The organism is Paenibacillus sp. J22R67 (assembly GCF_059692175.1).
Genome location: NZ_JCAUAX010000002.1, coordinates 184,772 through 211,034, shown reverse-complemented (window position 1 = coordinate 211,034; position 26,263 = coordinate 184,772). Strand labels below are relative to the sequence as shown.

Below are 26,263 nucleotides of genomic sequence, written 5' to 3'. Positions count from 1 at the left end.
TATAATGTCGAGTACAAATAATCATAGCTCGGTAGCAAGGAAATTCTTTCAATCTGGAAATCTTCGGCTTTCTTATCTGGATTATGGCGGAGATAGCGAACGAGTGCTTGTTATGCTGCATGGATATATGGCTAATGCGAGATCATTCTCGGAGCTGGCTGTGCGGTTCAAAGATTGGCGGATTATTTCATTGGATCAACGTGGACACGGTTGGAGCGAGCATCCATCCGGGGTGGAATACACAAGGGATCATTATGTGAAGGATATTCTGAATCTAATTCAGTCAGAGCTAGGGGGACAGCCAGTTACAATCCTGGGGCACTCCTTGGGTGGATTAAATGCTTATCAATTCGCGGCCCAATATCCCGAATTGGTAAAAACCATTATCGTCGAGGATATCGGTGCGGAGATTAACGCTGACTTCTCTTTTGCCGACAAACTTCCTTTTCGCTCGCCTTCTTTGAAGGAACTGAGACGATCGCTAGCAAGTATTGGGCTCAGGGCCATCGATTATTTTGCCGAAAGCGTATTTGAGGATGAACTCGGTTGGGGTTTCAGAACAGATCTAAAAGGACTGCAAGTATCCGTTCCCCTATCCAACGGTATATGGTGGGAGGACTGGTTAGCGTCGAGTTGCCCGATCCTGCTTATACACGGTGGGAAAAGCTTCATTCTTAGTACCGAACACGCGAAGCGAATGGAAGCAAGAAGGCCTAACACGAAGTTGATCGTGTTCGAACAATGCGGCCACGGTGTCCACTCTGATGATTTAAATGGTTATTATCAGGCGGTAAAAAACTTTCTAATGGAACACAATGAAGTACTAAGATAATGAGCGTTCGCTATTCATTCACAAGAAAGAGGGGAGCTTGCCAACGGCAGCTCCTCTTTTTCTTGTTCAACTAACCCTATCCAATGAGGAAATGGCAGGTTGTACCTAATGTCAAACCGTAGCATAGCATTGATAGGCTGGCTTGAGCACTTCTTCACACCACTGACGGAAACTAGTTGCGGCAGGCTGCCCACTACGGACATCATTATCGTAAATACCTTCATTTTGAGCGTTTACCATATCCATATAGTCTTGTGCCCATGCCTCTGTCCCGAATTGAATCAAATTTGCTTTATTGTCAGCTAGAGAGATCTGCTGAAAACGGATAGGCTGTTCTAGTACTTCAGACATCACACGCGCCATTTCATTTGGTGTCAAAGGATGGGGGCTGAACACCGGGACACTTTCCTGGCCACTCCAGGATTCATCGAGCATCAACTTAGCAGCCACTGTGGCAATATCTCGGGTGGCACAAGTAACGAGCTTGCGATCTCCAGAATTAGCCATGAAAAACATACCTTGGTTTTTGATTGCCCCGAGTTGGTGGAGTATATTTTCCAAAAAGAATGGCATACGTAAGGATCGGTAGCTCACGCCTGATCTTTCGATTAAATTGTCCATCGCAAATGCTGGCGATAATAACCCGGCGTTTTTGCCGAACTCGCGACCCATGCTTGACACTCCAATCACTCGTTTCACCCCAAGACTCTTGATTGCTTGGCAGGCTGGCCGAGTGAAATCTAAATAGTAATCCATTGAATTCTCAACTCTAGGGTTCGGAGGTACTAACCAGAATACACTGTCAGCGCCTGCAAACGCCTTCGTAACGACATTCAAGTCATCATGCGAACCCTGAACGACCTCAACACGTTCGCGTACTAGTTTGGATAACCGGGAAGGATCTCGCGCAATCACACGGATAGCTGCTTCACTGTTAATAGCATTGTAAAGAACCTGTTGCCCAATCTGGCCAGTGGGAGTCGTAATAACAATCACATGTACCACCTCCAAGAGAATTTTTCTTTCACATTACTCATCCTTTCTAGTTTTTCTGGACCAATGAACGAACCAACCTGGATTTTACATTGTTGTGTAAGCTACATCGTCAGTGCTAATGTTATACTGAGCGGTTTGAGCTAAACAACCAACAAACATCTGAATTCTTTGCTTAAACAACACATTTACCTATTTGTTGTTCTGTAGCATTTTATAGAACGATCCTAACTATACTTTGAGGTGAGAAGCATACATGCCGACCAACACAAACGATCCCCGTGTGAAACGGACACATCAATTGTTGATGCAAGCTTTTATTGATTTGCTTGAACAGAAGAAGAATATCTATTCTATTACAGTACAGGATATTACGGCTTATGCGACTGTAAATCGCGCCACATTTTATGCGCATTTTGCAGATAAGTACGCATTTCTTGAGTGCTGGATGAGAGAGAAATTTCAAAAAAAGCTGAAGAATGAGCTGCCAAATGCTGTTTTATCTGATACCAAGAGTATGCAAACGCTTATTTTAATCGTTTTCGATTTTCTTGTCCGTACTCGTCAGTATATGACAGTGGCTGATCGTCAGTTTGAACCACTATTTGAGATTACGATACAAAAGGAACTTTATCATCTATTATTGTCCTGGTTAAATGAACAAACGGATGCATCCGTTTCACAAGTGACGGTCGAGACTACCGCCCTCATTGCGAGCTGGGGCATATTTGGATCAGCTATTGAGTGGAGCAGACATCCGCAGGATCAATCAGTAGAAGTTGTGGCGCGAGAAGTTTTGGTTGTAGTTGCAGCAGGGTTAGCACCAGTATTAGGGTAACTACTATAGTTCAAAAAAAAGCGGCAGTCTAGGACTTTTTCATGTCCTAAACTGCCGCTAGTTTGTTATATGGCGTAAGTCATACACTTATTATTCAAACTTGACTTGAGGGCTGTTTGGCTTGCTGCTGCTTAAGTGAAGTTTTCTTCGTAACTAACTGCTTGGAGAGAACTGCTTGTAAACGATTCATGTTTTTGATTTCTTCGTTTAACTTATTTATTCGAGTCATTTTGCTGCTTAAATCGCTGTGCGATTGACTTAATTTCATATCTCTTTGCAATTGATTAATTTTAGATTGAGCTTTTTCTATTCTTTTCTTTTCGTTTACAATTTTGCTTTCAATGGCAGCAATTTCTTGTTGTAACTGATTAGTAATCGCTTTTGTGAAACTAATGGACATTCAAACACCCCATAATCGTTTAGTATAGCTGAGACATCATTCTACTATAAAAAACTCGGTTAAGCGAGTAGGGCGAATTAATAAGTGAATATGCGAAAACCACTCGGCACCAATGAATGTAATTACATCTCTTTATAGTACTTTAAACGGTAATAAGTGCAGTATCCCAGGATAAACATATAGGTGAAAACAAATAGCAATAGCACTATTAAATCTATACCCATCAAAGCAATTGCTGTAATTAAGGCTCCAAACACAAAAATCATCATGTCATAAGCTTTCGCTTTTGCCCCATTAGCGATTGCCAAATTACGTTCATCTTTTATTTCAATCTCTAGCTGCTTTGCTGCGGCAGGATTATTCTTCATAGCGTGTCTGACGACTATTTCTCCCATCCCGTGACCGAAAATTCCACAGCCAAGCCCAACACAGATATAAGGCAACACGCGCAGTATACCATGTGGATCATCAATTGTTTTGATGAAGTACAGACCAACAGCTAATAGTCCTACGCCTACAAGGGTAAGAAAATAAGACGAAATCGTTTTTTTCATATATGTCCATCCTCCTCATAAATAAAGATTTCTTCAATACTCATATCGAAAAAACGAGCAATCTTGAACGCTAAAAGGATCGATGGGTTATAACGTCCGTTTTCAAGCGAACCGATAGTTTGCCTTGACACTTCAAGAGCTGCGGCTAATTCTTCTTGCTTAATTCCGCGTTGCTTGCGGATTTCTTCTAACCGGTTGTTCAATGCGTTCACACCCCTTATGGAAAGCTACCTTTCCGTAAGAGGAGTATATCGTGAAATGAATGAAATGTAAAGCGTACTTTCCATTTTTGGGTGCATCTCTTTTGAGAAAGCGCATTTGAGGATGAACTCGGTAGGGGATTCCGAACTTGGCAAATAACTTCACAAAAAGGAAGCATAATATCTAACAAATATAGTCTTTTTTGGTGATAACAGATTAGTCAAGCAGGAGGAAGTACATGATTCGTTTTGAGCAAGTATCTAAGCAATATTCGGAAAATACATATGCTTTGCAAGGAATCGATCTGCAGATAGAAAAAGGGGAATTTTTCGTTCTTATCGGTCCTAGTGGTTCAGGAAAAACGACACTGATGAAAATGGTTAATCGGTTGATTGAACCGACTTCAGGTACAATCATTCTTGACGAAAAACCCATCCGTGATTATAACATTCACGAACTGCGCTGTAATATCGGATATGTACTTCAGTCTATAGCGCTGTTTCCTCATATGACGGTAGAACAAAACATTTCGATCGTTCCTGAGCTGCGAGGATGGAATGCGAAAGCGATCCGCATAAGGGTAAATGAACTGCTTGAAATGGTAGGTTTAGACCCGTTCACATATAGAAATAGACGACCAGCTGAACTTTCTGGCGGACAGCAACAGAGAGTCGGCGTAGTCCGAGCTCTAGCTGCTAATCCAGACATCGTCTTGATGGATGAGCCGTTCAGCGCGCTGGACCCAATTAGCCGAGAGCAACTGCAACAGGATTTGGTCGCACTGAAAAAAACAATTTCTAAAACTATTTTGTTCGTCACTCATGATATACAAGAAGCAGTTTTACTTGGCGACCGTGTCTGTTTGATGAAGGAGGGGGTAATCATCCAAGTGGGTTCCTCTAAGGAGCTAATACAGAATCCGGCAACTAATTTTGTGAAGGAGTTCGTCGGTTCAGCTTATGGGAATAGCCACAAGTAGTACACAGTTGGAGACGAAGAAGGGATGAGGCAATGAGCGCGTTGTATCAAGCTTTTATGGAACGCAAATTCGAGATCATTAAGGCAATCGGTGAACATATTCAAATTTCATTTATAGCTCTAATGATAGCTGTCGTCATAGCTATTCCCATTGCCATTTACGGGACAAGGCGTCCACGGTGGGCAGAAGGAATAATCGGAGCGTCGGCAGTGTTGCAAACGATTCCTTCCTTAGCACTGCTAGGGCTGCTCATTCCTTTCGTAGGGATTGGTAAAAAGCCAGCGATTATTGCACTCATTATCTATTCTTTACTGCCCATTTTACGAAATACATACACGGGTATTCGGCAAATTGACCCTAACTTGATTGAGGCATCTAATGCAATGGGAATGAATGGCCGGCAACGACTTTGGCGTGTCGAGCTTCCACTTGCGTTACCGTTTATTATGTCTGGTATTCGCACGGCTACGGTGCTTGTTATAGGAACAACAACACTCGCGGCGCTCGTCGGAGCAGGAGGATTAGGCAAATTGATCCTGCTCGGCATTGATAGGAACAACCATGACTTGATCATCCTCGGCGCTGTACCTGTTGCCTTGCTAGCAATGGCATTTGATTACGTATTGCGCTTTGCGGAGCGTACTTCTCTCATTCGAATACGCGTATTTGTCGGTGTCGGCTTGATTTGTGCAGTTCTTATTATCGTTTCGCTATTACGAGGGACTGCCGCCGGAGTGATTGTGATTGGTGGTAAATTAGGTGCTGAGCCGGAAATTTTGATCAACATGTACAAGCTACTTATTGAACGAGAGTCGAAAATAAAAGTCGAACTTAAGCCTGGCTTAGGTAAAACGACGTTTGTGTTCGAGGCACTTAAATCTGGGTCTATTGATATTTACCCAGAATTCACGGGGACAATCGTTTCAACTTTTCTGAAAGAGAAAGCCGCCAGCACGAATAGCTCTGATGTATACGAGCAAGCTCGAGCAGGCATTCTTCTTAGCAATAATATGGTACTGCTGCACCCTATGAAATATAACAATACCTATGCTCTGGCAGTGCCAACACAGCTAGCGGATCAATACCAGCTAAAAACCATCTCCGATCTGGGTCGAATTTCCACAAAAATTCGCCCAGGTATGACACTAGAGTTTTCCGATCGGGAAGACGGGTATCGTGGCATTGAGAAATTGTATGGGCTTCATTTTGCTAATATTAAAACAATGGAAGCAAAGTTGCGTTACACGGCAATCCAATCTGGCGACGTTAATCTCGTCGATGCCTATTCAACGGACAGCGAGATCCAGCAGTATCACTTAACCGTTCTTGAAGATGATAAAAAGCTGTTCCCGCCTTACCAAGGTGCATCGCTTCTGAGGCAGGAAACGCTGGAGAAATATCCGGAGCTCGAACGGATTCTCAATAAACTAGGAGATAAAATTACGGACGACGACATGCGCAAAATGAATTACCAAGTCAATGTGCAACAAATGTCCGCGGAACTAGTTGCTCAAAACTACTTGAAGAACGCGGGTTTACTTCCTTAAAGGAGAAGGTTGTTTCCAGTAAAGAACGGCATCTGCGAAACACCGTCCATGAAAAGACGGTGTTTTTATTGTGAGTGGAACCCATAGTGGGAAGATTCAGAAACAAAAAGTTTACAAGTTGGCAACGTGCTTGCTACGTATGGAAGGTATAACTAGGAGATGGAAGTCGAGATCCCTAGGGAGGCCCAACATGAGCACATACAGAAGGAAAAAACGATTCATCCGATTCACTTTGCCCTTAATCTTTCTACTTATTCTAGGAAGTACATTAGTAAGCTTGGCCAAAAGCCTATCCTTGCCCGTGCCTTACCTGTCCGCAAATCCTGTCACACATGACAAGAAATCGGGCACAGAGCAGGCGGCATCACCGAATCATAAGATCAAGATCGTGATTGATCCGGGACATGGCGGCAAAGATCCAGGCGCGACAGGTTATGACGGGAAGATGGAGAAAGACTTTACATTGTCCTTAGGTTTAAAGGTATTTGAATTATTGGAAAAGGATCCCCGGTTCCAACCCAAATTAACCCGTTCAAACGATACTTTTATCGAATTGGAAGACCGTGCTGGCATGGCGAACGACTGGCATGCCGATGCCTTGGTGTCCATTCATGGAAACACTTATACGGATCAGAGTGTAGGCGGGACGGAAACGTATTATCGCTATGACAATAGCTTTCAGTTGGCCCAATCGATTCATAGGCAGGTTGTGAAGGCGATGGGTTTCCGGGACCGAGAGGTCAGGGAAGATCAGCTGAAGGTTCTTACGCTTAGCGATATGCCGGCAACATTAGTGGAAGTCGGATATCTCACGAATCCAGATGAGGAAGGGGCCATGCTCGGCAAAGATGGACAAGCTAATGCGGCCAAAGCAATTGTAGATGGAATTAAGCAATATTTTTCCGAAAACGATACTCCTATTCACTCATAACTGGAGTTACGCGCTTCTAGTACTTCTGGATTCGTCGGCACGGTAAATGGCTCATGGCTGCGAATTTGGATGATTTTGATTATGCTTCATATAACCTGCGTATCATCACTGCTGTGAATAGGCGCTACAGGCCTAAAAGTTGTTTCAGAGCTATAGCTTGGCATCCGTCTAGGGGCACATAATGAGTTGACTACTTGGGAATGAAACTGCAAGCGATTACAAGCAGTCAACTTATTGGAGGAGGACGATGTAGTGAAGAAAAAAACGCTCATTTCTGTACTAGCAGCAGTTCAACTGATAGGTTCCGTGCACGTGAGTGCCTCGACAGGCGAAACGGTGAATGGGACAGGCGTGGTGCCCGCATTTCCGGGAGCCGAAGGCGGTGGTATGTATACGAGCGGTGGACGCGGATACGACGCATACGAGGTCACGACTTTGGCGGATTATGGGCTTAATGATACGCCGATTTCAGGCTCGTTACGCGATGGGGTGAGTCAAGGAAATCGAAATCTTATCTTCCGCACATCTGGGACCATCCATTTAAAGCAACCTCTAAAAATCAAGCAAAAGAATCTAACGATATCCGGTCAAACAGCGCCGGGCGATGGTATCGCTGTTGCCGGTTATGGCACAGATATTTCGGGCTCGGAGAATATGATTATTCGTTATTTGCGGTTTCGACCTGGTAGCGCCAACATTGATTCGGAACCCGACGCCTTTGGCGGAAGAGATGTAAAAAACGCCATCATCGACCATATTTCCACAAGCTGGTCGGTGGACGAGACGTTGTCTTTTTACCGGAATGAAAATACGACCTTGCAATGGAGCATCATAAGCGAAAGCATGTTGTTATCGGGACATGTAAAGGGAAGACATGGGTATGGCGGAATATGGGGCGGCGAGAACGCTACCTTCGCCAATAACCTGCTAGCGAGTCACGTAAGCCGCGTACCTGCACTCGGGAATACAGGCAATAATGTTAATCCTGTCTCCAGTACGGATTTGGTGAACAACGTCATGTATAATTGGGGCTTTAATTCCACCTATGGCGGGAACGATCAAGAAAATAACATGATTAACAATTACTATAAGCCTGGCCCATCTACACACGAAAAAGTGATGAAACGGGTTGTCAGCCCCGGTCAGGATGGCAGGCTAAGCTGGTTCCACATTTCAGGTAATTATATGTACGGGAACAAAGCCGTTACTATCGACAATACGCTCGGAACTGAAGAAATTAAAAGCGGAACATCGTTCTCAGGCACGCCATACGAGGTGCTAGGTCATGATACGCTCAACATTAGCACTGCTGAACAGGCTTATGAAAAGGTATTGAGTCAGGCAGGAGCGACATATCCGCGCAGAGATGCTGTCGATGCTCGAGTCGTAAATGACGTGAGGAACGGGACCGGTAGACTGATAAACAATGAATGGGAAGTAGGTGGTTACCCGGAACTGAAGTCGGCTGAAGCCCCGAAAGATACGGATCATGATGGCATGCCGGATGCCTGGGAAATCAAGGAAGGCCTGAACCCTAATGATGCTGCAGATGGTAGACAGATTACTGAATCAGGGTATTCCAACCTGGAATTGTATGTGAACGGGCTAGTCCGTATCGATCACAAAGCCGAAAATCCAGACGTCGTCCTTCAATCACCTGCACTCAACAGTATTCATAAAGCCGGATCGTCCATTAAAATGAACGCAAAGCTAAAAAATAAAGGAAATATCGCCAAGGTCGAGTTTTATTCCAATGATGTGAAAATTGGCGAAGCGACGAAAGGCTCCTTCGATTTTACATGGCAAGATGTTCCTAACGGCACTTGGTTCGTTTCTGCGAAAGCGATCGATTACGAAGGTAATGCGACACAGACGACCTCAATGCCTATACATGTAAACACAGAGAAACAAAATGGTGATTGGACATCCAAGGATGTTGGCCAAGTACCTATTCAAGGAAATGCCTCATTATCTGATGGGGTGCTTACGGTTAAGGGAGCCGGCCGCATCGATCAAACAGCAGATTCCTTCCAGTTTGCCTCTCAAACAGTAAAAGGCGATACTGAGCTGGTGGCAAGGATTGATTCGTTAACAAAGGTTGACAACAATGCGATCTCGGGCTTGATGATTCGAGAAAGTCTCGCGGCAGATGCTGCCACAGCCATAATCAGTACGTCGATCGTAAAGGCTGATAAGCAAGATACACCATATTCCGTTCATTTTTCAACAAGAGCATCCAAAGGGGAGCCAATCTTGGCACTTGGTGAGAATGATCGACCGGAAGATTATGGCGTACCTACCTTGAAAGCCACAACACTGCCTTACTGGTTGAAAATCGCTAGGAAAGGTGACACCATAACAGGGTACGCTTCGCCAGACGGAATCAACTGGACGGAAGTGGGTCAAAAAACGATTAAGATGAACGAAACCGTGTTTATCGGTTTTGCCGTAGATGCAGCTCAAAATACGAGTCGTATTCACAATTATAATACGGCAACCTTCTCTAATCTTTCATTGGTAGGGGAAAAAAGATAGCTTTGCATTAATCAAGACAGGCAGCCGATATCAAAATGGCTGCCTCTTCTCATTCTTACCCTTGTTTTTTATTAATCAGGATAGTTTTATTTTAGTTGGGTTTTACCAGCTTAATTCATTACTTTTTTGATACACTATTTAGAAGGTAGACTAGTTATACAAGAGCTACAAAGATTGCGAGGAGGAGGCAACTAATGGGTGAGAAGATGCATGTCGACGAAATGGAAATAGATGAGGCACTGGTGCGCCGTCTGCTTATCGCCCAGTTTCCCCACTGGGCAGAGCTATCCCTGAGACGGATCGAGCCGGCTGGAACAGTGAACGCCATCTTCCGGCTAGGCGAAGAATACTCCATTCGTCTAGCACGGCGGACGGGCCCAACGACACCAGAAAGTCGCGAGTTTACTTGGCTGCCCAAGATCGCATCATGGGTTCAACTTGAAATCCCTGTACCTATCGCTCAAGGGTATCCGAATAGCGAATATCCGTGGTATTGGGAGATACATACGTGGGTTGAGGGCGAGACGGTGCCAATAGAGGAGATTGACGCGATTCAAGCAGCGCAAGATCTCGCGGCGTTTGTTGTAGCACTGCAACAAGTCAATTCATCAGGTGGGCCGCAGGGTCGCGGCATTCCTTTGGCTGAGCGGGATGAGGAGTTCCGGTACTGGCTGACGCAGTTCGATGGCGATCCTGCCGTGTTGGCTGTGTGGGAATCGGCACTTGCTGCGCCTTCGTGGCAGGGTCCGCCGGTTTGGCATCACGGCGACCTTGACGTACGTAACTGGCTTGTGCGAAATGGACGCATCACCGGTGTGATTGATTGGGGTACAATGGGCATTGGCGATCCTGCATGCGATATCATGGTTGCTTGGAAGTTACATTCGCCAGCGGCACGTGATGCTTTCCGAGAATATCTTCCAACGGACGATGCTACGTGGGCAAGAGCCCGCGGATGGGTCGTATCGCAGGCGGTGGCAGTGCTGGCGTATTACACGCCGGAAAACAATCCAGTTCTGTACCATGAGGCGAAATCCTGGCTCGACCTCGTACTGTCAGAATGATGCTTGATCAAGGATACATCAACGTCTGCCGCTGAACCGTTTGATCGCTTCTTCGGTCACCGGCGTGAATAGGTTAACCAGGTTGCCGTCGGGATCGCGAAACAAAATAGCACGGTTCCCCCACGGCATCGTGGTTGGTTCTTTCACCCAATCGAGAACAAAAGGTTTCAAGCGTTCGAATTCGGCGTCGACATCGTGAACGAGGAACTCGAGGATGACAGTATGATTGTCGGCCGCCACTGCGGAACCTGCTCCGAACAGTTGAACTGTCTGGGAGTGGCCAATCGCAAGGGTGCAAGATGGCAAAATGAGTTCGGCAAAGACGGGCGCTGGGCGTTCCGCGGAAGCACCCATGACTTTCTCATAGAATTCGACGAGACGATCCACGTCGTCGGTAATGATGCGCACAGAAACAAAATTCATAAGATACAATCCTTCCTATAATAAATGATACAATTTTGCAGTTACTTAGATTGATTATAAAAAACGCCACTGACAACAGTATGTCAGTGGCGTTTAAATTTTTATTGGTTTCTTCCGAATATGCTCCTGAATATCAATGCCAGGCTTAGCACCATTTAGATATATTCAGTTTATAAACTTATTTTACGCTATACAAAGTCAATAAAAATATTGCGGTTTACTGGAGGAACGAATATGAAGAAAAATATCCTGATTAGCGGGGCGAGTTTCGCCGGCCTCTCAACAGCCTACTGGATGAAGAAATTGGGTTACAACGTCACCGTTGTTGAGATCTCCAAAGGTCTCAAAAAAGGCGGCACGCCTGTAAATATCGGCAAGAACACCGTCGACATTGTGAAACGTATGGGGTTGCTCGACCAAATCCAGTTGAACAATATAAACATGAAATTGATGGAATTCAAAAATTCAGATGATGTTACTGCAAGAGTGGAATTGCGTGAGGAGCTCGGAGAAGATGAATATGAAATCGAACGAGATGTATTGCTGAATATGATGTTTGAAGCTGTCAAAGATGATGTGGAATTTATTTTCGGCGATAGCATCGTGTCGTTGAAGGAAGAAAGTAACGGTGTCGACGTTGCATTCAAAGGGGGCCAAAAGCGCTCATATGACCTAGTATTCGGCTGTGATGGTATTCATTCGATCGTCAGAAAATTGTGCTTCGGCGAGGAGGCTGAATTTTCGCATTTTCTTAAAACTTATTTCTCTATCACGATCGTGAATAAATTGTTGATCCAGGAGAATACGACACAGATGTACAATGAGCCGGGCAAGGCGATCATGCTGAACGCCTACAACAATAAAACGGATATTGTTCTTTGCTTTTCATCGGATAAGGAAATCCCTTACGACTACCGAAACGAAGAACAGCAGCGGCAGATCATTTTGGATCAGTTTTCCGGGCTAGGCTGGCGAACGCCGGAATTGCTGGCAGAAGTGAAGAACTCGAAAACATTTTACTTTGACAAGCTGTGCCAAATGAAAATGCCGTCATGGACGAAAGGCAGGGTAGCGCTAGTCGGTGATGCTGGATTCTGCGCCTCACCGGCTGCTGGCATGGGTGGATCGCTGGCAATAGATGGGGCGGCCGCATTGGCCGATGCGTTCCAGAAGTGCCATGGAAATGTTGTACTCGCGTTCCAAGAATACAATACGAGTTTCCGTCCTTTCATCGAGGAAGTGCAAGCAACCGCGGAAATGTCTGTAGAATTTCTTGTCCCCCGAACGGAAGAAGCCATTCGCGAAAGAAATTCGCAAGTACCATTTGCATAGGAATGGCCCTGAGTATTGATCTGGTTTTTCTATCATTTCAATTCAATATCCAATATTGATCAATTATTCTATTGAAAGTAGACTATTAGACAGGAAGTAGATGCTACTTCCTGTACACTTGAAGCATAAAGGTTTGCCCCCTGGGAAAAATATGTCATACTCTGTACCTAAAAAGGAGATGTTTTATGAGCTATCCTAGTTTGGTTTCACTTTGGAGATATCCCGTAAAATCGATGATGGGTGAAGAGTTGAATGCTACAGATATGACAGAAAAAGGAGTCCTTGGCGATAGAAAGTATGCGTTGATCGATACTTCAACTGGCAAACTTGCCAATGCTAAGAATCCTATAAAATGGCCAAACATGTTTGATTATCGTGCTGTGTATATCGATCCTATTGAAGATTCAACCAAACTTCCTCCTGTTAGAATCACTTTCCCTGATGGTAGCTCGGGAGCAACGACGGATGAAGATGTAAGTCAGAGGCTCTCTGAAAAACTGGGTCGGCCGGTTCAAGTGACCGCAACTTCCGATCAATTAAGTGATGTTCAGTTTGAGGGGTATATACCTGATTTGGAGGGATTAAATAATAGAAAAACGATTTTTACACGTAGTTCCCCAGAAGGAACTTTCTATGATATTGCCATGGTTCATTTACTGACAACAGCAAGTATAAATAAAATGAGGGAACTGATTCCTGAAAGTCGTATTGAAGTTAGGCGGTATAGAACGAATATCGTAATTGATGTTCCTGATGAATCAGGATTTGTTGAAAACAATTGGGTTGGTAAAACCATTCGCATTGGGGATGATGTAGTATTAGAGGTTACACAGCCTTGCGTTCGCTGTATTATGACAACCTTACCTCAAGGAGATTTACCCCAGGATTCAGCTATCCTTCAAGCTTCCGTAAAGTATAATAATGGGGCTATGGGGGTATATGCGAAGGTCATTCGCACAGGACGCATTTATCGTGGAGATAGGATTGTAGTCGAATAACTTGTTTTTTCATAAAATAAAAAGGCAAGAACATGTATCCTTAGAGATCTGTGCGCAGCGCGGGTTTACTATTTTAAGGATGTAAGTTCTTGTCTTTTTAACTCATAACATTTCACTCATAAATCGGAAGATCTGGTGGTTTATCGCGAAAGTCTTGATTATTGACGATCATTTAGTACAATAGTTTTATGACTACTCTAAAAGTATTAAATGATGATGACAGGGAAAGAATTTTTAAAGCTTTAGCAGATGTAACAAGACTGCAAATCATACGAAGTCTATACGCGAGTATGAAGGAAATGAGTTGTGGAGAAGTGGGAGATATTCAGGGTATTTCAAAATCGAATAATTCGTATCATTTGCGTACTTTAAGGGAGGCGAAATTGATCAAGGTACGAAAAGAAGCTCAAACGAGGTATATGAGCATTGATATGGAGACCTTTGAAACTTACTTACCAGGATTTCTGGATACGTTGTAGAAAGAAATTCTTTTTTTGTTCTGTAGTTCAACAACATTTGAACTACAGAACTAGAAAATACACAATTTCTCATGTGATGAATTCAGAAACAACGATATTTTTTTGTACAGTAGTTCAAAAACTTTTGAACTACTGAATAATTGCTAGGGGTGAACAACATGAATAAATTAACAGCTTTATTCTTCATCATCATGTTTCTTATCGGTACGGATACATTTATTATTTCTCCACTAATCCCCACACTTCAGGAATTGTTTCACATCCAGACCGAATATGCCGGTTGGATGGTGGGAGCCTACGCTTTAGGTTATGCCATATTTGCACTCATTGCCGGACCGCTATCCGATGGGTGGGATCGCAAGAAAGTAATGCTTTTTGGGATGTTTTGCTTCTCGATTGCAACCATCTTATGCGGCTTTGCCTTTAATTTTTGGTCGATGTTTATATTCCGCGCTTTGGCCGGATTCGGCGCAGCGTTTACAACGCCTCAAATTTGGGCCTCCATCCCGACATTGTTTCCTGCGCAGAAGGTGGCCAAAGTGCTCGGAATTGTCATGGCGGGACTGGCTTCTGCCCAAGCGTTCGGCATACCTATTGGAGGCTTGCTTGCTGCAACCCATTGGTCTTATCCATTTTATACAATCGGCGCATGTTCGCTGCTCGCGACGGTATTTATCTTTTACACATTGCCCGCAATTAAACCGAATCAAGACCAAAGAACCAAGATGCCAATCTTTAAAAGATACGTCTTGCTATTGAACAGCCGAATGGCCAGAAGATCTTTCCTAGCTCATTTCTTGTTTCAATGCGGATTCATGGCTGCTTTTGCTTTCATTGGAAAATGGATGACGGACCGCTTTGAGCTTTCGGTCGATCATGTGGGGTTCGTGATGTTTTTTCTAGGTCTCGGGAATATGGCAGGAAGCTTTGGTGGTGCTTATGTGACCAAAATATGGGGTCGTCTCAACACTCTGGTAATTGGCTTTGTTGTCTCCATTGTATGTTTTCTTATTGCACCTCACTTGTCGTCGGTTTCGGCTTTCGAAAGTGTATACTTTTTCATCTTCGCTACCATGGGGATTTCCTTTCCGCTTATCATGGGACTTCTGACTTCGTTAAATCCGACGATCCGTGGCACGACAACAAGCTTGGCCAATTCAATCATGTACACTGCGACAGCGCTTGGTTCTTGGATCGCAGGCTTGATCTATGCGACTTTTAACGGTTTTACTGCAGTCGGTATATTTGCGGCTCTATGCATTGCCGGTTCGTTGTTAGCTTTTTTTTCAAGTGGCATTTTTCCTGCTCACCAGAAAACAAAGAACCAGCTTGTAGAATCATAATTGGGTAGAAACTCAAATGGATATTCTAAAACTTTCCCAATTCAACATCCAAAGTATTCGTGAGAATGCATATGATTTTCAAATAGAGGTGATATCGAACACTCCACCTTCGAAATGCCCTCATTGTGGACGCTTAGCGAACCTACAAAAACATGGTAACAGGGAACAGATTTGTATGGACTTGCCTATTGACGGCAAGCGTGTAGAGCTTCTAATAAAGCGACAAAGATATCGCTGTAGATGCTGCGATCGAACCTTCTGGGAACGCATGGACCACACCATTGATGAGAAGAGAAGCTGCACCAAACGACTATTGATTTATGTAGAGAAGCAAAGCCTTAAACGTACGTTTGTCAGCATATCTGACGATGTTGGATTGAATGAAAAAACGGTTCGCAGCATTTTTCGTGATTACATCAATCGTAATAAAGAAACGTTCGGGTTTGAAACTCCTCATTGGCTTGGAATTGACGACATGCAGATTATTAAACCAAGATGCGTTTTAACAAACCTGGAGGAACATAGTTTGTTAGACGTTCTGCCCAATCGTAACAAAGATACCCTAGTAGCTTATCTCATACGCCTTGCAAATAAAGAACGAATTCAATATGTCACTATGGATATGTGGAAACCGTATAAGGACGCTGTGAGGGCTGCATTGCCAAAAGCTATTATCATCATTAACAAGTTTTCCGTTCTTTGTTTGGCTAACCAAGCGTTAGAAACTATCCGAAAACAGCATAGAGAAAACTTATCGCCTAAGGAAAGGCGTGGACTTATGCACGATCGCCTTATCCTTCTTAAACGCCATAAAGAGCTTACAGAGATAGATAAGAAACTACTGAGTCATCACCCGTCACTGGGCATTGCGTATAACATGAAGGAATCTTTTTTTGACTTATGGGATAGCGACAGCAGACAAAAGGCATACGTCAACTATCACGCTTGGAAAGCTAAGTTACCAAATGAGCTCCATGCAGCTTTTGAACCTCTGACGACTGCTATCGAGAAATGGGAAGAAGAGATATTCGCTTACTTTGAACATCGCGTCCCCAATGCTAATACGGAGTCACTGAATAAACTTAGTGGTATCACGGACCGCTTAGGTAGGATCTGTTCGTTTGAAGCCCTACGAGCCAAAATTCTCTTTTCAGAGGAGCATGCAAAGCAACGTAAGCCAAAGTCTCAATACCGGCCCGATATCTACGTATCAGAAGAAAAAATTACACTTGGAATTGATATTTTCGCCTTAATTGAAACATTGGAGAGGGGCATTCCATAAGTCCTTCTCCATTAATTTCACGATTGAAGTACTCAAAAATAAACTCAAAGGAATGATTATCTATGTCTAAAATGCTAGTTATCAATGCCCATCCTCGCGTGGAGTCGCAACAATCCATAAGTTTGCTCGTACTGAACCGCTTCCTAAGTGCATATAAGCAGCTAAATCCTACGGAAACTGTAGAGCAAATCAACTTGTACAATGAACAGATTCCAATTGTGGACCTTACGGCATTAAGCGCAAGTGACAAACTTAGTAAGGGAGAGCACCTTTCTGATACCGAACTGCAAGTTACGAATCGAAGCAACGAAATTCTTAAACAATTTAAAGATGCGACGATATATGTCATTGTGATGCCAATGCACAATTTTAACATTCCTTCTAAACTGAAGGATTATATGGATACGATTATTGTTCCGCGCGAGACGTATAAATTTACTGAAAACGGCTCCGTAGGGTTGCTAAACGACGGCCGCAGCATTCTAGTTATACAAGGGAGTGGTTCCATTTATACGAATGATGATTGGTATACGGAGGTTGAATATTCGCATAAGTACCTTAAATCGATGTTTAATTTCCTAGGGATCGAGGATTATCAAATCATTAGGGCGCAAGGGACGGCCATCTTAAAATGGGATGATATATTGGATAAAGCGTACCATGAAGCGGAGGAAGCAGCTCAACGTTTAACGGATGTCAGCTATAAAGTCTGAAACTTAATTTCATTGTATTACAACATTTTATTCAGAGGTGATTTCGTTGTCTACGTATCTGCTCATTCATGGCGCCTGGCACGGAGCTTGGTGTTGGGAGAAAATCGTTCCATTGTTAGAAACCGCCGGACATCGTGTAATCACGATTGATTTACCGGGACACGGAAAAGACCAAACCCCAATTTCAGAGGTATCTCTCGCGGTGTATACTGATCGTGTGGTAGCTGCTATTGATAAACTAGATCAGGAGGTTATTTTAGTCGGACACAGCATGGGCGGGATTGTTGTATCCCAAGCAGCAGAGTACCGTCCCAATCGAATTAAATCGCTCGTATATTTAACAGCATTTCTCTTGCAGAATGGTCAAAACATGCTCGTAATTCCGCCTAATCCCAATATGTTGGTCTCAAAAGATGGGCGTACAATTAACGTTCCAGCAGACAAAGCAAAGCAAACATTCTACAATAATTGTTTAGATGAGGATGTAGCTGGAGCCGTATCTCGATTACAGGAACAAGCTACGAGTCCATTCGTGACACCTCTGAGCCTGACGCAAAATAAATTTGGTCAAGTTCCTCGTTACTACATCGAAGGCCTTCGAGATAATGCCATACCAATCGATAGGCAGAGGCAAATGCATGCCGCATCTCCCTGCCAGGAAGTATTCACGTTGGATACAGATCATTCTCCGTTTTATTCAACTCCTGATCAACTATGTAACATTTTGCTCAATATTGGTTAAGGTTGAGAATGAAATTTCTAGTTAACGCAAGTTTTCAAAATCCTAGTCTTTCTCACGACAAACAGACTGCTCGCAAAAGACGCGGCAGTCTGTTTGTCTTCATGGCTTCGGAGAATGTATTTAATCAAGCTTTAGTTATTCTGTTTTAGCTTATAGAATTGGGTTGCATTATTGCCGTATGCAGCAGCTTTCTCATCTTCGTTCCAATTTGTTCCTAGGCAATAATCAAACAAACCAATGACTTCATCATAAGTTGCAGCGAATAAGCAAACAGGCCAATCGCTACCGAACATTACTCGCTGAATACCAAACGAATGAATAACACTTTGCGCGAACGGAAGAATAGCTTCTCGAGACCATGGGGCATCGAGTTGTTCAGGAACCATTCCCGAAAGCTTGCACATTGTATTGGGGTAAGCTGCAATCTGTTGAATAAACGATTTCCATGGTTCGAGTTCTCCCTTTTCGATTGGCGGTTTCGCCAAATGATCGATCACAGCCCGCAGATTAGGCGTGTACTTCAGCATTTCGACAATATAGGGCAAATGCCTTGGATTCGCTTGTAGGTCAACAGGGAATTGTTCGCTTTCCAACAGCTTGAAATGATTAAGTACCTTTGGCTTGATGATCCAGTTTGAAGGTAAATCCTGAATCATGGGGCGGATACCGATAAACTTCGGATGTTTTCGCATAAGTACCAGATCTCGTTCAAAGTTATCGGATTCTATGTCCAGCCAACCGACAACACCGGCAACGGTAGACTCCCTGTCCGCTATTTGCAAGAGGAATTTCGTTTCATCAATTGTAGGTGCAGCTTGCACAATAATCGTTTGCTCTATGCTATGTCGTGCCAGTAAAGGCTTTAGCTGCTCTGGTAGATAATCGGCATATAATCTCCCTAGCGAATGCTGCAACCACCCGTAGTCCGTTCTTGACGTGATCCAGTAATGCTGATGTGCATCGATTCTCATTGTTTGAATGCCTCCAAGCGGAATAGTCTGGGCTTTCCGTAATACGAATAGAACGCCTAGTAAGTATAATAATAGCATGATCCTGGCTGTTGAGAGTCGATCAAAGGCGCTGCAGTATCATTTTGGAATTATTTTATTTTCGCTCTCTATATTGACAGGGTAACACATCCGCTTCACCTACAATATAATGAGTCTAGAAATCTAAAGAGGTGAGCTAATGGCAGTCGTAAAAGCGAGGAAACAGGATATAGATATGTTGGCAAGATTGCTTCGAGCTGAAGCTGAGACCGAAGGCGAAAAGGGCATGCTCCTTGTTGGGAATGTAGGTATTAACCGAATAAGAGCGAATTGCTCCGATTTTAAAGGAATTCGAACAATTCCCCAAATGATCAACCAGGCGCATGCATTCGAGGCGTTGCACCATGGTTTGTACTATCAAAACGCAAGAGAGAGGGAACGCCGTCTGGCGCAACGGGCCGTGAATGGGGAGCGGGATTGGCCAGGCAAATTCTCCCTATGGTATTTCCGGCCAGGTACGTTCCAAAATCCCGGGCCATGTCCGTCAACTTGGTATAATCAGCCGTTCGCAGGACGATGGAAGAAGCACTGTTTTTATGAACCAACGGCGCAAGAATGTCAAAATGTATATAATACGTTTTAACTTTGTTATTGAATTATGCGTGGTAAAGACAAGAGGCTGTCCCGTAAGTCATTTAATGACCGAGAGACAGCTTTTTTCTGTTGAACTTTTGGGACAGCCTATTTGGCAATACGTCAGTAACGAGAAAGTTTTTGACTCATGGAGGATACTTAATGAATGTAGGAGAAATTTACATATACGGAGCTATTGAGGGGAGTGAAAAGTTTGGAGGTTAATTATAATATCGAAAATAGTGTGCTTATAATGAACCTTGATAAGGAGTACGGGATAGAGATTGCAAGTGTTCATTTCATCCCGCTGGGGGACTCAGCCTACTCATATTGGGTGAATTGTGCGAACGGAGAAAGATATTATTTGAAATTATTTGATCACCAAAATGACGGACAAAAGAGAAGTATGGAGCGTCTTCGGTTTTATTTACCGTTAACTTGGCTGATGTATCATCAAGGGCTTTTTCAAAACTTGTCATATCCAATAATAAATCGGAATGGTGTTTTTAAAACAACATTTAACAATATCACAGTGGTATTATTTAACTATATAGAAGGGGAGACATTGGCTGAAGCCTATCCTTTCTCAAAGGAGATGCTTGAAGACATCGCTAAATCAGTGGCTGCGATACAGCTGATTACACCTTTTATAGATAAGACAACGCTCTTGGCAGATACATTTGATATTTCCTTTGAGTCTGACCTTGAGAAGTGTATATCGATGATTGATTGCACCATAAGATTTAACAATCCTATTAAACAGGGTTTACGTCAGGTTGTTTTGTCAAAGAAAGAGCAAATATTCGACTTATTGCATCTTGTGCGCAAACTTCAAGTTATATCCATCGCAGAAACTAAAGAGAAAGTATTGTGCCATGGCGATATTTGGGGAGGCAATTTGATTCGTCATAAAAACGAGTTGTATTTTGTTGATTGGGAATCAGCCATCTTAGCGCCGCCAGAATATAATTTCGTTTACTATATGGGGGAGGAGTTTGATGTTTTCTTCTCCGCTTACGAAAAAAATATAGGTAAAATTCTGACGTTAAATCTTGACATATTACGGTTCTACGCATATCGTAACCATCTTCGTAATCTAACCAATTGGTTAATGAATATCCTCTATCGCAACACGGAAGAAGTCCAGAATGAAAAGGATTTGGAAAAGATTCTTTATCATTGTATGAACCGTTGGGATAGTATTGAAGCAAATGTCAGAGCTATAGATGCTTTATTGCAAAAACGAAAATAACAGGTCTGTTTAGAAATCGCTCAGATTAGAGTAGGAACTGTGAAGGAGGGATCAAATGGCTGTCTTTATTATCTCTGGACCGCTTGGAGTAGGGAAGTCGACCGTCTCCAGATCGCTGGCCGATTCAATGAACCATTGTGTTTTGGTTGAGGGTGATCTTCTACTCCATGTATATCGAGGGGAGAACGAACCTCCATGGCAGGAACGACTGCAACTTGCTTGGCTTAATATTACTGCTGTAACCCGTAATTTTCTCCAGCACGGGTTAGATGTGGTTATCGATTTCGTCGTTGAAGATGAACTGCAATGGTTCTATGAGCAACTGTCAGATCTTAACACGACGTTCCACTATGTTGTGCTGCATGCAGAACCGGAAACCCTCGCCGCTCGACTCAGTCAGCGAGGAGATTCTCAGTATATCCAACGTTCGCTCTTCCTTCGGAACAAGTTAATGGCATCAGCTGCTAATGAGCCATTTCTACTGGATGCTAACCACAAGTGTCCTGAGGAACTCGCTAAGGAAATCGTTAAAGATGTTAGATTTCGGATACATGAATTACTCTAAGGGAGAAAATTACCGAACGTTAAGACAACATTGGGAACTATAAGTGAGGGAGTCAATAATAACGCTTGTTAAAGGAAGATGATCACCAATTGGATGCACCGAATATAGTATTAACAAAAATCGGTGAGGTGCGTATATGCATGTAATGCTGTTTTCAATCATGCAACTAATTGGTGGAATCATTCTTTCTTTAGGTTGGATTCCTCAGATCATTCAAATTATGAAAAGAAAATCTGTTGCAGACTTAAGTTTAAAATCATATTTACTCATCTTATTGGGAATTAGTCTCATGGAAGCATATGCTATTAGTTTGGCTGTAACGGGTGTTGGTTTAGCTTTTTTGATAACTAATACAATGTCTTTATGTGTTGTATTACTTGTTAACATCCTTATTGTTAGATATCAATCTCGGTAATTAATGATGGATAAAACCAACTATAGAGTAATTATAGCTGAATAGTCACTTAGCTTTGCATCTGCAGGGCTTTTTTTTGATTTTCATTTTTATCAACTAGTTTTGATAGGATTTTGTTCTTTGAAAATACCCATTTTACGGAAATTATTTGAGTGCAACTGGAGCGACTGGCGATACCGGAGCTATCGGTGCAACAGGAGCTACGGGTGCTACCGGCGCCACGGGTACGTCCTTCACAAACGTTAACAGCTTTGGCGCGAATACGAGCGGCTCTATCATCGCCGTTGTCCTTGCCGGAACTAACGTTCCACTACCAGACAATCAATTGCTTAATGGCGGCATTACTGTCAATGGTGCTGACTTACAGAATATTAAATACTGTGCCATCACGATCAGTACCTTGTACTTGCTAGGTATGCCACTCTACTATTTAATGGCAGAAGGAGTTGACCCTCCAAGTTTCATACCAATCGGATGGATCATTATTTTCTCCTCCATCGTGATCGCCGTTTTTGCAGCTGTTCTCCAAAGACTTTTACAGGAAACTATTCATATAAAATCAGAAAATGAGTTAACGATCTGAGGCGAATTTCATGGCGATTATCATCAATGTTGATGTAATGTTGGCAAAAAGGAAAATGAGCGTAACAGAACTTTCGGAGAGGGTTGGAATTACTATGGCGAATCTTTCCATTGGAGGAGCTTGCCGAGATGCAGCTCCTATTTTCATTGAAGAAAAGGGGAGGATAGTTAAATAAGGCTGCCGAATCATATGACTGACAACTGAAATATTTTCGCAGGATGTAGAAATGGACCAATCTGAATCGTCATTATAGTGAAGACATGAAACACTCTATTATTCTTATCGAGAGGAGCAATTGCCATGAATTACACACTGCTAATGTATGAAACAACGGAGGATTTTGCTAAACGAACGGATCCAAATCACAATGAGGCGTATGCCGCAAGCTGGGCTCATTATGTTACAGCACTGCGCGATGCTGGTATTGTTGTTAACAGCGCAGGTCTACAGTCTCCGGAGACGTCGACCACACTTAGCCGCAGAGGCGGGGAATTGCTGGTTCAGGATGGTCCGATTAGCGAAACGAAGGAGCACATCGGAGGATTGATCATCATCGATGTGCCAGATTTGGATACGGCTCTGGAATGGGCAGCACGTAGTCCCGGAAGCTCGGTTGAAGTCCGCCCTAACTTGGCTCCAATTTCAAAATGAGTAACCTTTATGCTCACCAAATGATCGAACAGACGGCCCGTGATTCCTACGGCCGTCTCGTTGCTTATCTTGCTGTGCGTTGGCGTGATCTGACCGCTGCGGAGGATGCACTTGCAGATGCTTTCCTGGCCGCGCTGGAATCATGGCCCGAGACCGGAGTACCGGATAAGCCTGAAGCCTGGCTGCTTACTGCTGCTCGGCGCCGGCTGATCGATGGTACTCGACATGCCCGAGTACATGCTGGTGCGGAGCAAACATTAATCGAAATGGCGAAAAATGCGCATCAATGGGCCGGCCCCGAAAAGTCTTTTCCAGATGAACGGCTCAAGATGCTCTTCATTTGCGCCCATCCCGAAATTGATCCAACCGTCCGAACACCGCTTATGCTCCAGTCTGTGCTTGGCCTTGATGCAGCCCGCATTGCTTCTGCTTTCATTGTTAAGCCAGCTACGATGGGCAGCGCATATCTCGTGCAAAAGCGAAACTGAAGAGCGGCGACATTCAATTCGACTTGCCTGGAAAGGACGAATGGCCTGAGCGCCTTGAAGCCGTTCTTGAAGCCATTTATGCAGCTTATGGGAGCAGCTGGGATCATGCGGCCGGCGTAGATCCACGCTGGACAGGTCTGGCCGAAGAAGCAATTTTCATGGGAAGGTTGATCCTGAAGTTCATGCCGGGGGAACCGGAAGTACTGGGATTGATCGCGCTTATGCTGCACTGCGAAGCACGCCGCCATGCGCGGCGCAATGAGGCAGGCGACTATATTCCGATAACCGAACAGGATCATTCGCGTTGGTTAATCCCGATGATAGAGGAAGCGGAGCATTTCCTTCGAGATGCTTCGAAAGGAAACCGCATCGGGCGGTTCCAGCTTGAAGCGGCGATTCAGTCCGTGCATGCCCAACGTGCCTGGACTGGCCGAACAGAGTGGGAGGAGATTGCGTTATTATACGAGGGGCTCGTGGGTATTGCTCCAACGATCGGCGTAATTGTTGGCCGGGCAGCAGCCGTTGCTGAGGCGCGTGGTGCCGAAATCGTGATGGCGCTGTTGAAGGAAGTGCCAGTAGAAGCGGTAAAGAGCTATCAGCCTTATTGGGCGCTGAGTGCTTATTTGTTCAAGCGGATGCAGAGGTTCGAAGAGGCTCGTGCTTCATACAGCCGCGCCAGCGGACTGTGCGTAGATTCTTCCATTCGTGCGTTCCTTGAGGGAGCAAGCTGGGGAATTGGAAGCAGGTGGCAGAAATACAGGTAATTAGACTTAGACGGAACATAGAATTTTAAAAGACATACGCAAGAAGGAAAAATAATCGAATTGGGGGACAAAGAAATGATTCAGTCCATTATTCACATCGCTTTGGTTGTAAAAGATTATGATGAAGCGATAGAATTTTATACAAAAAAGCTAAATTTTACATTGGTTGAAGATACGTATCAACCCGAGCAAGATAAACGATGGGTAGTGATTTCTCCTCCTGGCTCTGTCGGTACTACAATTTTACTTGCTAGAGCATCGAAACTTGAACAAGAGCAGTTTATTGGCAACCAAACAGGTGGACGCGTATTTCTGTTTCTAAACACCGACGACTTTTGGAGAGATTATAATGACATGGTCTCAAAGGGAATAGAATTCGTAAGAGATCCAAAAGAACAACCATACGGAATTGTTGCTGTATTTAAAGATTTGTATGGAAACCTGTGGGACCTACTGGAAATGAATGAAGACCATCCTATTTCCAAACGAGTTAGGTGAGTTGCTTTTACGTTAACGGGAGGTTTCTTAGGAATTAATGGCGAATGTACGTATATGGATAGTTAAAGTTGGGGGAAACGTTATTAGTGAATACTTGTATAGGTTGTCAATTAGCAAATAAAGAGATAGAAACAAATATTATTTATGAAAATGATTTGGTGACTTGTATTTTAGATATCTCACCATTAAATGAAGGGCACATACTAATACTGCCTAAACGGCATTACCATGATGTCGATGACTTAGAGGAAATTACAGCAATTGAGATTATGAATACTTCCATATTGCTCTCAAGGTTACTAAAATCCTACTTTCAACCAGACGGAGTAACCATTATTCAAAATAATGGGAAATTTAATGATTTGACGCACTATCATATGCATATATTCCCTCGCTATGATTCAGATGGTTTTTCTTGGGTAGAGCCAATAGACTTTACAAATGCAAAAGGACGTTTAAAAGAAACAACTAAGAAGTTAGTTGAATTGATTAACGAGCAGTTTAGCGGCAGATAGACATTTAATATAATGCGCTTATCCAGTTGAATGGAGGGAGTAGCCATGGGCATCAGAAATTATCTGATTGAAGGCGTTTCCGGCACCGGTAAAACTTCAGTCTGCAATGAGTTGCAGCGGCGCGGCTACCATGCTATTCATGGTGACCGTGAATTGGCTTATCAAGGAGATCCAGAAACTGGTACAAGGACGGATGGCGTCACGCACGAGCACCACATATGGGATGTAGATAAAGTAAAAGCTTTGGTCACCAACCAGGATGATTCGGTAACGTTTTTCTGCGGTGGTTCTAGGAACTTTTCGAAATTAATAAATCTATTTGACGGCGTGTTTGTCCTCGAAGTCGACCTTGACACATTGAGCCGGCGGCTTGACGAGCGACCGGAAAATGAGTGGGGCGGAAAGAAAACGGAACGGGAGCTCATTGCGCGATTGCACCAAACGAAAGAAGACATTCCGAAAAACGCAATTATAATCGATGCCACTGCATCGATTGCACACGTCGTTGACGAGATCATACGTCAAAGCGAAGCCAATAAAGGCAACCGACAGTAGCGTACTTACCGTCGTTAATATCAAAAAACTTTGAATGCAAAAGCAAAATGGCGTGCTATTCGGCAAGCCATTTTTTTTGTTTATTCCAGAAACAATTTAGTGTTACTTGCCGAGCAAAATCGCATGTAAATTTGGAAGGTGAATTCACAAAGATAAAGAATATATATTC

30 protein-coding genes and 2 pseudogenes are annotated in these 26,263 nt (G+C 43.6%); 26 read left to right on the top strand and 6 right to left on the bottom strand.

Annotation, left to right across the window (positions count from 1 at the left end; all coding sequences use genetic code 11):
• Window positions 1-4 precede the first annotated feature (4 nt).
• Window positions 5-832 carry an alpha/beta fold hydrolase gene (locus AC58VC_RS07000; protein ID WP_497368121.1) on the top strand — a complete coding sequence of 276 codons (828 nt, stop codon included), beginning with the start codon at window positions 5-7 and terminating at the stop codon, window positions 830-832.
• 111 nt (window positions 833-943) lie between these two features.
• On the opposite strand, the gene AC58VC_RS06995 is transcribed toward AC58VC_RS07000, so the two are convergent.
• Entirely contained in the window at window positions 944-1,828 is an 885-nt protein-coding gene (locus tag AC58VC_RS06995) for an NmrA family NAD(P)-binding protein (RefSeq protein ID WP_497368120.1), read from the bottom strand.
• Between the two features lie 253 nt (window positions 1,829-2,081).
• Here AC58VC_RS06995 and AC58VC_RS06990 point away from each other — a divergent pair, with 253 nt between their 5' ends.
• On the top strand, window positions 2,082-2,663 hold the full coding sequence (locus AC58VC_RS06990) for a TetR family transcriptional regulator (protein ID WP_497368119.1): 582 nt from the start codon (window positions 2,082-2,084) through the stop codon (window positions 2,661-2,663).
• A gap of 94 nt (window positions 2,664-2,757) precedes the next feature.
• Here the strand turns inward: AC58VC_RS06990 and AC58VC_RS06985 are convergent, their stop codons facing one another.
• From AC58VC_RS06985 to AC58VC_RS06975, 3 genes are all read right to left on the bottom strand, one after another.
• A complete protein-coding gene (locus AC58VC_RS06985) occupies window positions 2,758-3,063 on the bottom strand; it encodes a hypothetical protein (protein ID WP_497368118.1) in 306 nt (101 codons plus the stop codon).
• 122 nt (window positions 3,064-3,185) lie between these two features.
• Window positions 3,186-3,617, bottom strand: coding sequence for a hypothetical protein (locus tag AC58VC_RS06980; protein ID WP_497368117.1), 432 nt, complete (start codon window positions 3,615-3,617; stop codon window positions 3,186-3,188).
• The gene (locus AC58VC_RS06975; protein ID WP_497368116.1) at window positions 3,614-3,820 is read right to left on the bottom strand and encodes a helix-turn-helix transcriptional regulator; all 207 of its coding nucleotides are present in this window, start codon (window positions 3,818-3,820) and stop codon (window positions 3,614-3,616) included. The genes AC58VC_RS06980 and AC58VC_RS06975 overlap by 4 nt, the downstream gene beginning before the upstream one ends.
• 236 nt (window positions 3,821-4,056) lie before the next feature.
• Here AC58VC_RS06975 and AC58VC_RS06970 point away from each other — a divergent pair.
• The 5 genes and pseudogenes from AC58VC_RS06970 to AC58VC_RS06950 all read left to right on the top strand — a co-directional run.
• Window positions 4,057-4,773, top strand: a pseudogene (locus tag AC58VC_RS06970) (ABC transporter ATP-binding protein); the annotation flags it as partial.
• A 56-nt stretch (window positions 4,774-4,829) separates the two neighbouring features.
• A complete protein-coding gene (locus AC58VC_RS06965) occupies window positions 4,830-6,344 on the top strand; it encodes an ABC transporter permease/substrate-binding protein (protein ID WP_497368115.1) in 1,515 nt (504 codons plus the stop codon).
• A 190-nt stretch (window positions 6,345-6,534) separates the two neighbouring features.
• On the top strand, window positions 6,535-7,275 hold the full coding sequence (locus AC58VC_RS06960; protein ID WP_497368114.1) for an N-acetylmuramoyl-L-alanine amidase family protein: 741 nt from the start codon (window positions 6,535-6,537) through the stop codon (window positions 7,273-7,275).
• Between the two features lie 252 nt (window positions 7,276-7,527).
• Window positions 7,528-9,810 carry an Ig-like domain-containing protein gene (locus AC58VC_RS06955; RefSeq protein WP_497368113.1) on the top strand — a complete coding sequence of 761 codons (2,283 nt, stop codon included), beginning with the start codon at window positions 7,528-7,530 and terminating at the stop codon, window positions 9,808-9,810.
• 194 nt (window positions 9,811-10,004) lie between these two features.
• Entirely contained in the window at window positions 10,005-10,874 is an 870-nt protein-coding gene (locus AC58VC_RS06950; protein WP_497368112.1) for an aminoglycoside phosphotransferase family protein, read from the top strand.
• 18 nt (window positions 10,875-10,892) lie between these two features.
• Here the strand turns inward: AC58VC_RS06950 and AC58VC_RS06945 are convergent, their stop codons facing one another.
• Window positions 10,893-11,297, bottom strand: a complete 405-nt coding sequence (locus AC58VC_RS06945; RefSeq protein WP_497368111.1) for a VOC family protein — start codon at window positions 11,295-11,297, stop codon at window positions 10,893-10,895.
• A gap of 234 nt (window positions 11,298-11,531) precedes the next feature.
• Here AC58VC_RS06945 and AC58VC_RS06940 point away from each other — a divergent pair, with 234 nt between their 5' ends.
• The 7 genes from AC58VC_RS06940 (at window position 11,532) to AC58VC_RS06910 (ending at window position 18,186) form a co-directional block, all read left to right on the top strand.
• Window positions 11,532-12,629 (top strand): FAD-dependent monooxygenase, encoded by a 1,098-nt coding sequence (locus AC58VC_RS06940; RefSeq protein WP_497368110.1) that lies wholly within the window; start codon window positions 11,532-11,534, stop codon window positions 12,627-12,629.
• 185 nt (window positions 12,630-12,814) lie between these two features.
• Window positions 12,815-13,627, top strand: coding sequence for an MOSC domain-containing protein (locus AC58VC_RS06935; protein WP_497368109.1), 813 nt, complete (start codon window positions 12,815-12,817; stop codon window positions 13,625-13,627).
• 188 nt (window positions 13,628-13,815) lie between these two features.
• Window positions 13,816-14,106 carry an ArsR/SmtB family transcription factor gene (locus AC58VC_RS06930; protein WP_497368108.1) on the top strand — a complete coding sequence of 97 codons (291 nt, stop codon included), beginning with the start codon at window positions 13,816-13,818 and terminating at the stop codon, window positions 14,104-14,106.
• Between the two features lie 158 nt (window positions 14,107-14,264).
• Window positions 14,265-15,449, top strand: coding sequence for an MFS transporter (locus AC58VC_RS06925; protein ID WP_497368107.1), 1,185 nt, complete (start codon window positions 14,265-14,267; stop codon window positions 15,447-15,449).
• A gap of 16 nt (window positions 15,450-15,465) precedes the next feature.
• The gene (locus tag AC58VC_RS06920) at window positions 15,466-16,731 is read left to right on the top strand and encodes an ISL3 family transposase (protein WP_497368106.1); all 1,266 of its coding nucleotides are present in this window, start codon (window positions 15,466-15,468) and stop codon (window positions 16,729-16,731) included.
• 62 nt (window positions 16,732-16,793) lie between these two features.
• The gene (locus tag AC58VC_RS06915) at window positions 16,794-17,444 is read left to right on the top strand and encodes an FMN-dependent NADH-azoreductase (protein ID WP_497368105.1); all 651 of its coding nucleotides are present in this window, start codon (window positions 16,794-16,796) and stop codon (window positions 17,442-17,444) included.
• Window positions 17,445-17,490: 46 nt separating this feature from the next.
• Window positions 17,491-18,186 (top strand): alpha/beta fold hydrolase, encoded by a 696-nt coding sequence (locus AC58VC_RS06910; RefSeq protein ID WP_497368104.1) that lies wholly within the window; start codon window positions 17,491-17,493, stop codon window positions 18,184-18,186.
• Between the two features lie 131 nt (window positions 18,187-18,317).
• Here the strand turns inward: AC58VC_RS06910 and AC58VC_RS06905 are convergent, their stop codons facing one another.
• Window positions 18,318-19,157: an amidohydrolase family protein gene (locus AC58VC_RS06905; RefSeq protein WP_497368103.1), complete on the bottom strand. Its 840-nt coding sequence runs from the start codon at window positions 19,155-19,157 to the stop codon at window positions 18,318-18,320.
• A 217-nt stretch (window positions 19,158-19,374) separates the two neighbouring features.
• Between AC58VC_RS06905 and AC58VC_RS06900 the strand changes: the two genes are divergently transcribed.
• The 12 genes and pseudogenes from AC58VC_RS06900 (at window position 19,375) to AC58VC_RS06845 (ending at window position 26,094) form a co-directional block, all read left to right on the top strand.
• Window positions 19,375-19,818, top strand: coding sequence for a cell wall hydrolase (locus tag AC58VC_RS06900; RefSeq protein WP_497368102.1), 444 nt, complete (start codon window positions 19,375-19,377; stop codon window positions 19,816-19,818).
• 195 nt (window positions 19,819-20,013) lie between these two features.
• Window positions 20,014-21,060, top strand: a complete 1,047-nt coding sequence (locus tag AC58VC_RS06895) for a phosphotransferase (RefSeq protein WP_497368101.1) — start codon at window positions 20,014-20,016, stop codon at window positions 21,058-21,060.
• A 55-nt stretch (window positions 21,061-21,115) separates the two neighbouring features.
• On the top strand, window positions 21,116-21,625 hold the full coding sequence (locus AC58VC_RS06890) for a P-loop nucleotide/nucleoside kinase family protein (RefSeq protein WP_497368100.1): 510 nt from the start codon (window positions 21,116-21,118) through the stop codon (window positions 21,623-21,625).
• A gap of 136 nt (window positions 21,626-21,761) precedes the next feature.
• The gene (locus AC58VC_RS06885) at window positions 21,762-22,040 is read left to right on the top strand and encodes a PQ-loop domain-containing transporter (protein WP_497368099.1); all 279 of its coding nucleotides are present in this window, start codon (window positions 21,762-21,764) and stop codon (window positions 22,038-22,040) included.
• 148 nt (window positions 22,041-22,188) lie between these two features.
• Window positions 22,189-22,623 (top strand): DUF2975 domain-containing protein, encoded by a 435-nt coding sequence (locus tag AC58VC_RS06880; protein WP_497368098.1) that lies wholly within the window; start codon window positions 22,189-22,191, stop codon window positions 22,621-22,623.
• 10 nt (window positions 22,624-22,633) lie between these two features.
• Window positions 22,634-22,735 (top strand): annotated as a pseudogene (locus tag AC58VC_RS06875) (helix-turn-helix domain-containing protein); the annotation flags it as partial.
• Window positions 22,736-22,923: 188 nt separating this feature from the next.
• Complete coding sequence (locus AC58VC_RS06870) at window positions 22,924-23,274, top strand: YciI family protein (protein ID WP_497368097.1); 351 nt, start codon at window positions 22,924-22,926, stop codon at window positions 23,272-23,274.
• Window positions 23,271-23,762, top strand: coding sequence for a sigma factor (locus AC58VC_RS06865; RefSeq protein ID WP_497368096.1), 492 nt, complete (start codon window positions 23,271-23,273; stop codon window positions 23,760-23,762). Before AC58VC_RS06870 ends, AC58VC_RS06865 begins: the two co-directional genes overlap by 4 nt.
• A gap of 23 nt (window positions 23,763-23,785) precedes the next feature.
• Window positions 23,786-24,526: a DUF6596 domain-containing protein gene (locus tag AC58VC_RS06860; RefSeq protein WP_497368095.1), complete on the top strand. Its 741-nt coding sequence runs from the start codon at window positions 23,786-23,788 to the stop codon at window positions 24,524-24,526.
• A 75-nt stretch (window positions 24,527-24,601) separates the two neighbouring features.
• Entirely contained in the window at window positions 24,602-25,024 is a 423-nt protein-coding gene (locus tag AC58VC_RS06855) for a VOC family protein (RefSeq protein ID WP_497368094.1), read from the top strand.
• Between the two features lie 86 nt (window positions 25,025-25,110).
• Window positions 25,111-25,539 (top strand): HIT family protein, encoded by a 429-nt coding sequence (locus tag AC58VC_RS06850; RefSeq protein ID WP_497368093.1) that lies wholly within the window; start codon window positions 25,111-25,113, stop codon window positions 25,537-25,539.
• Window positions 25,540-25,584: 45 nt separating this feature from the next.
• Complete coding sequence (locus AC58VC_RS06845; RefSeq protein ID WP_497368092.1) at window positions 25,585-26,094, top strand: AAA family ATPase; 510 nt, start codon at window positions 25,585-25,587, stop codon at window positions 26,092-26,094.
• Window positions 26,095-26,263 lie beyond the last annotated feature (169 nt).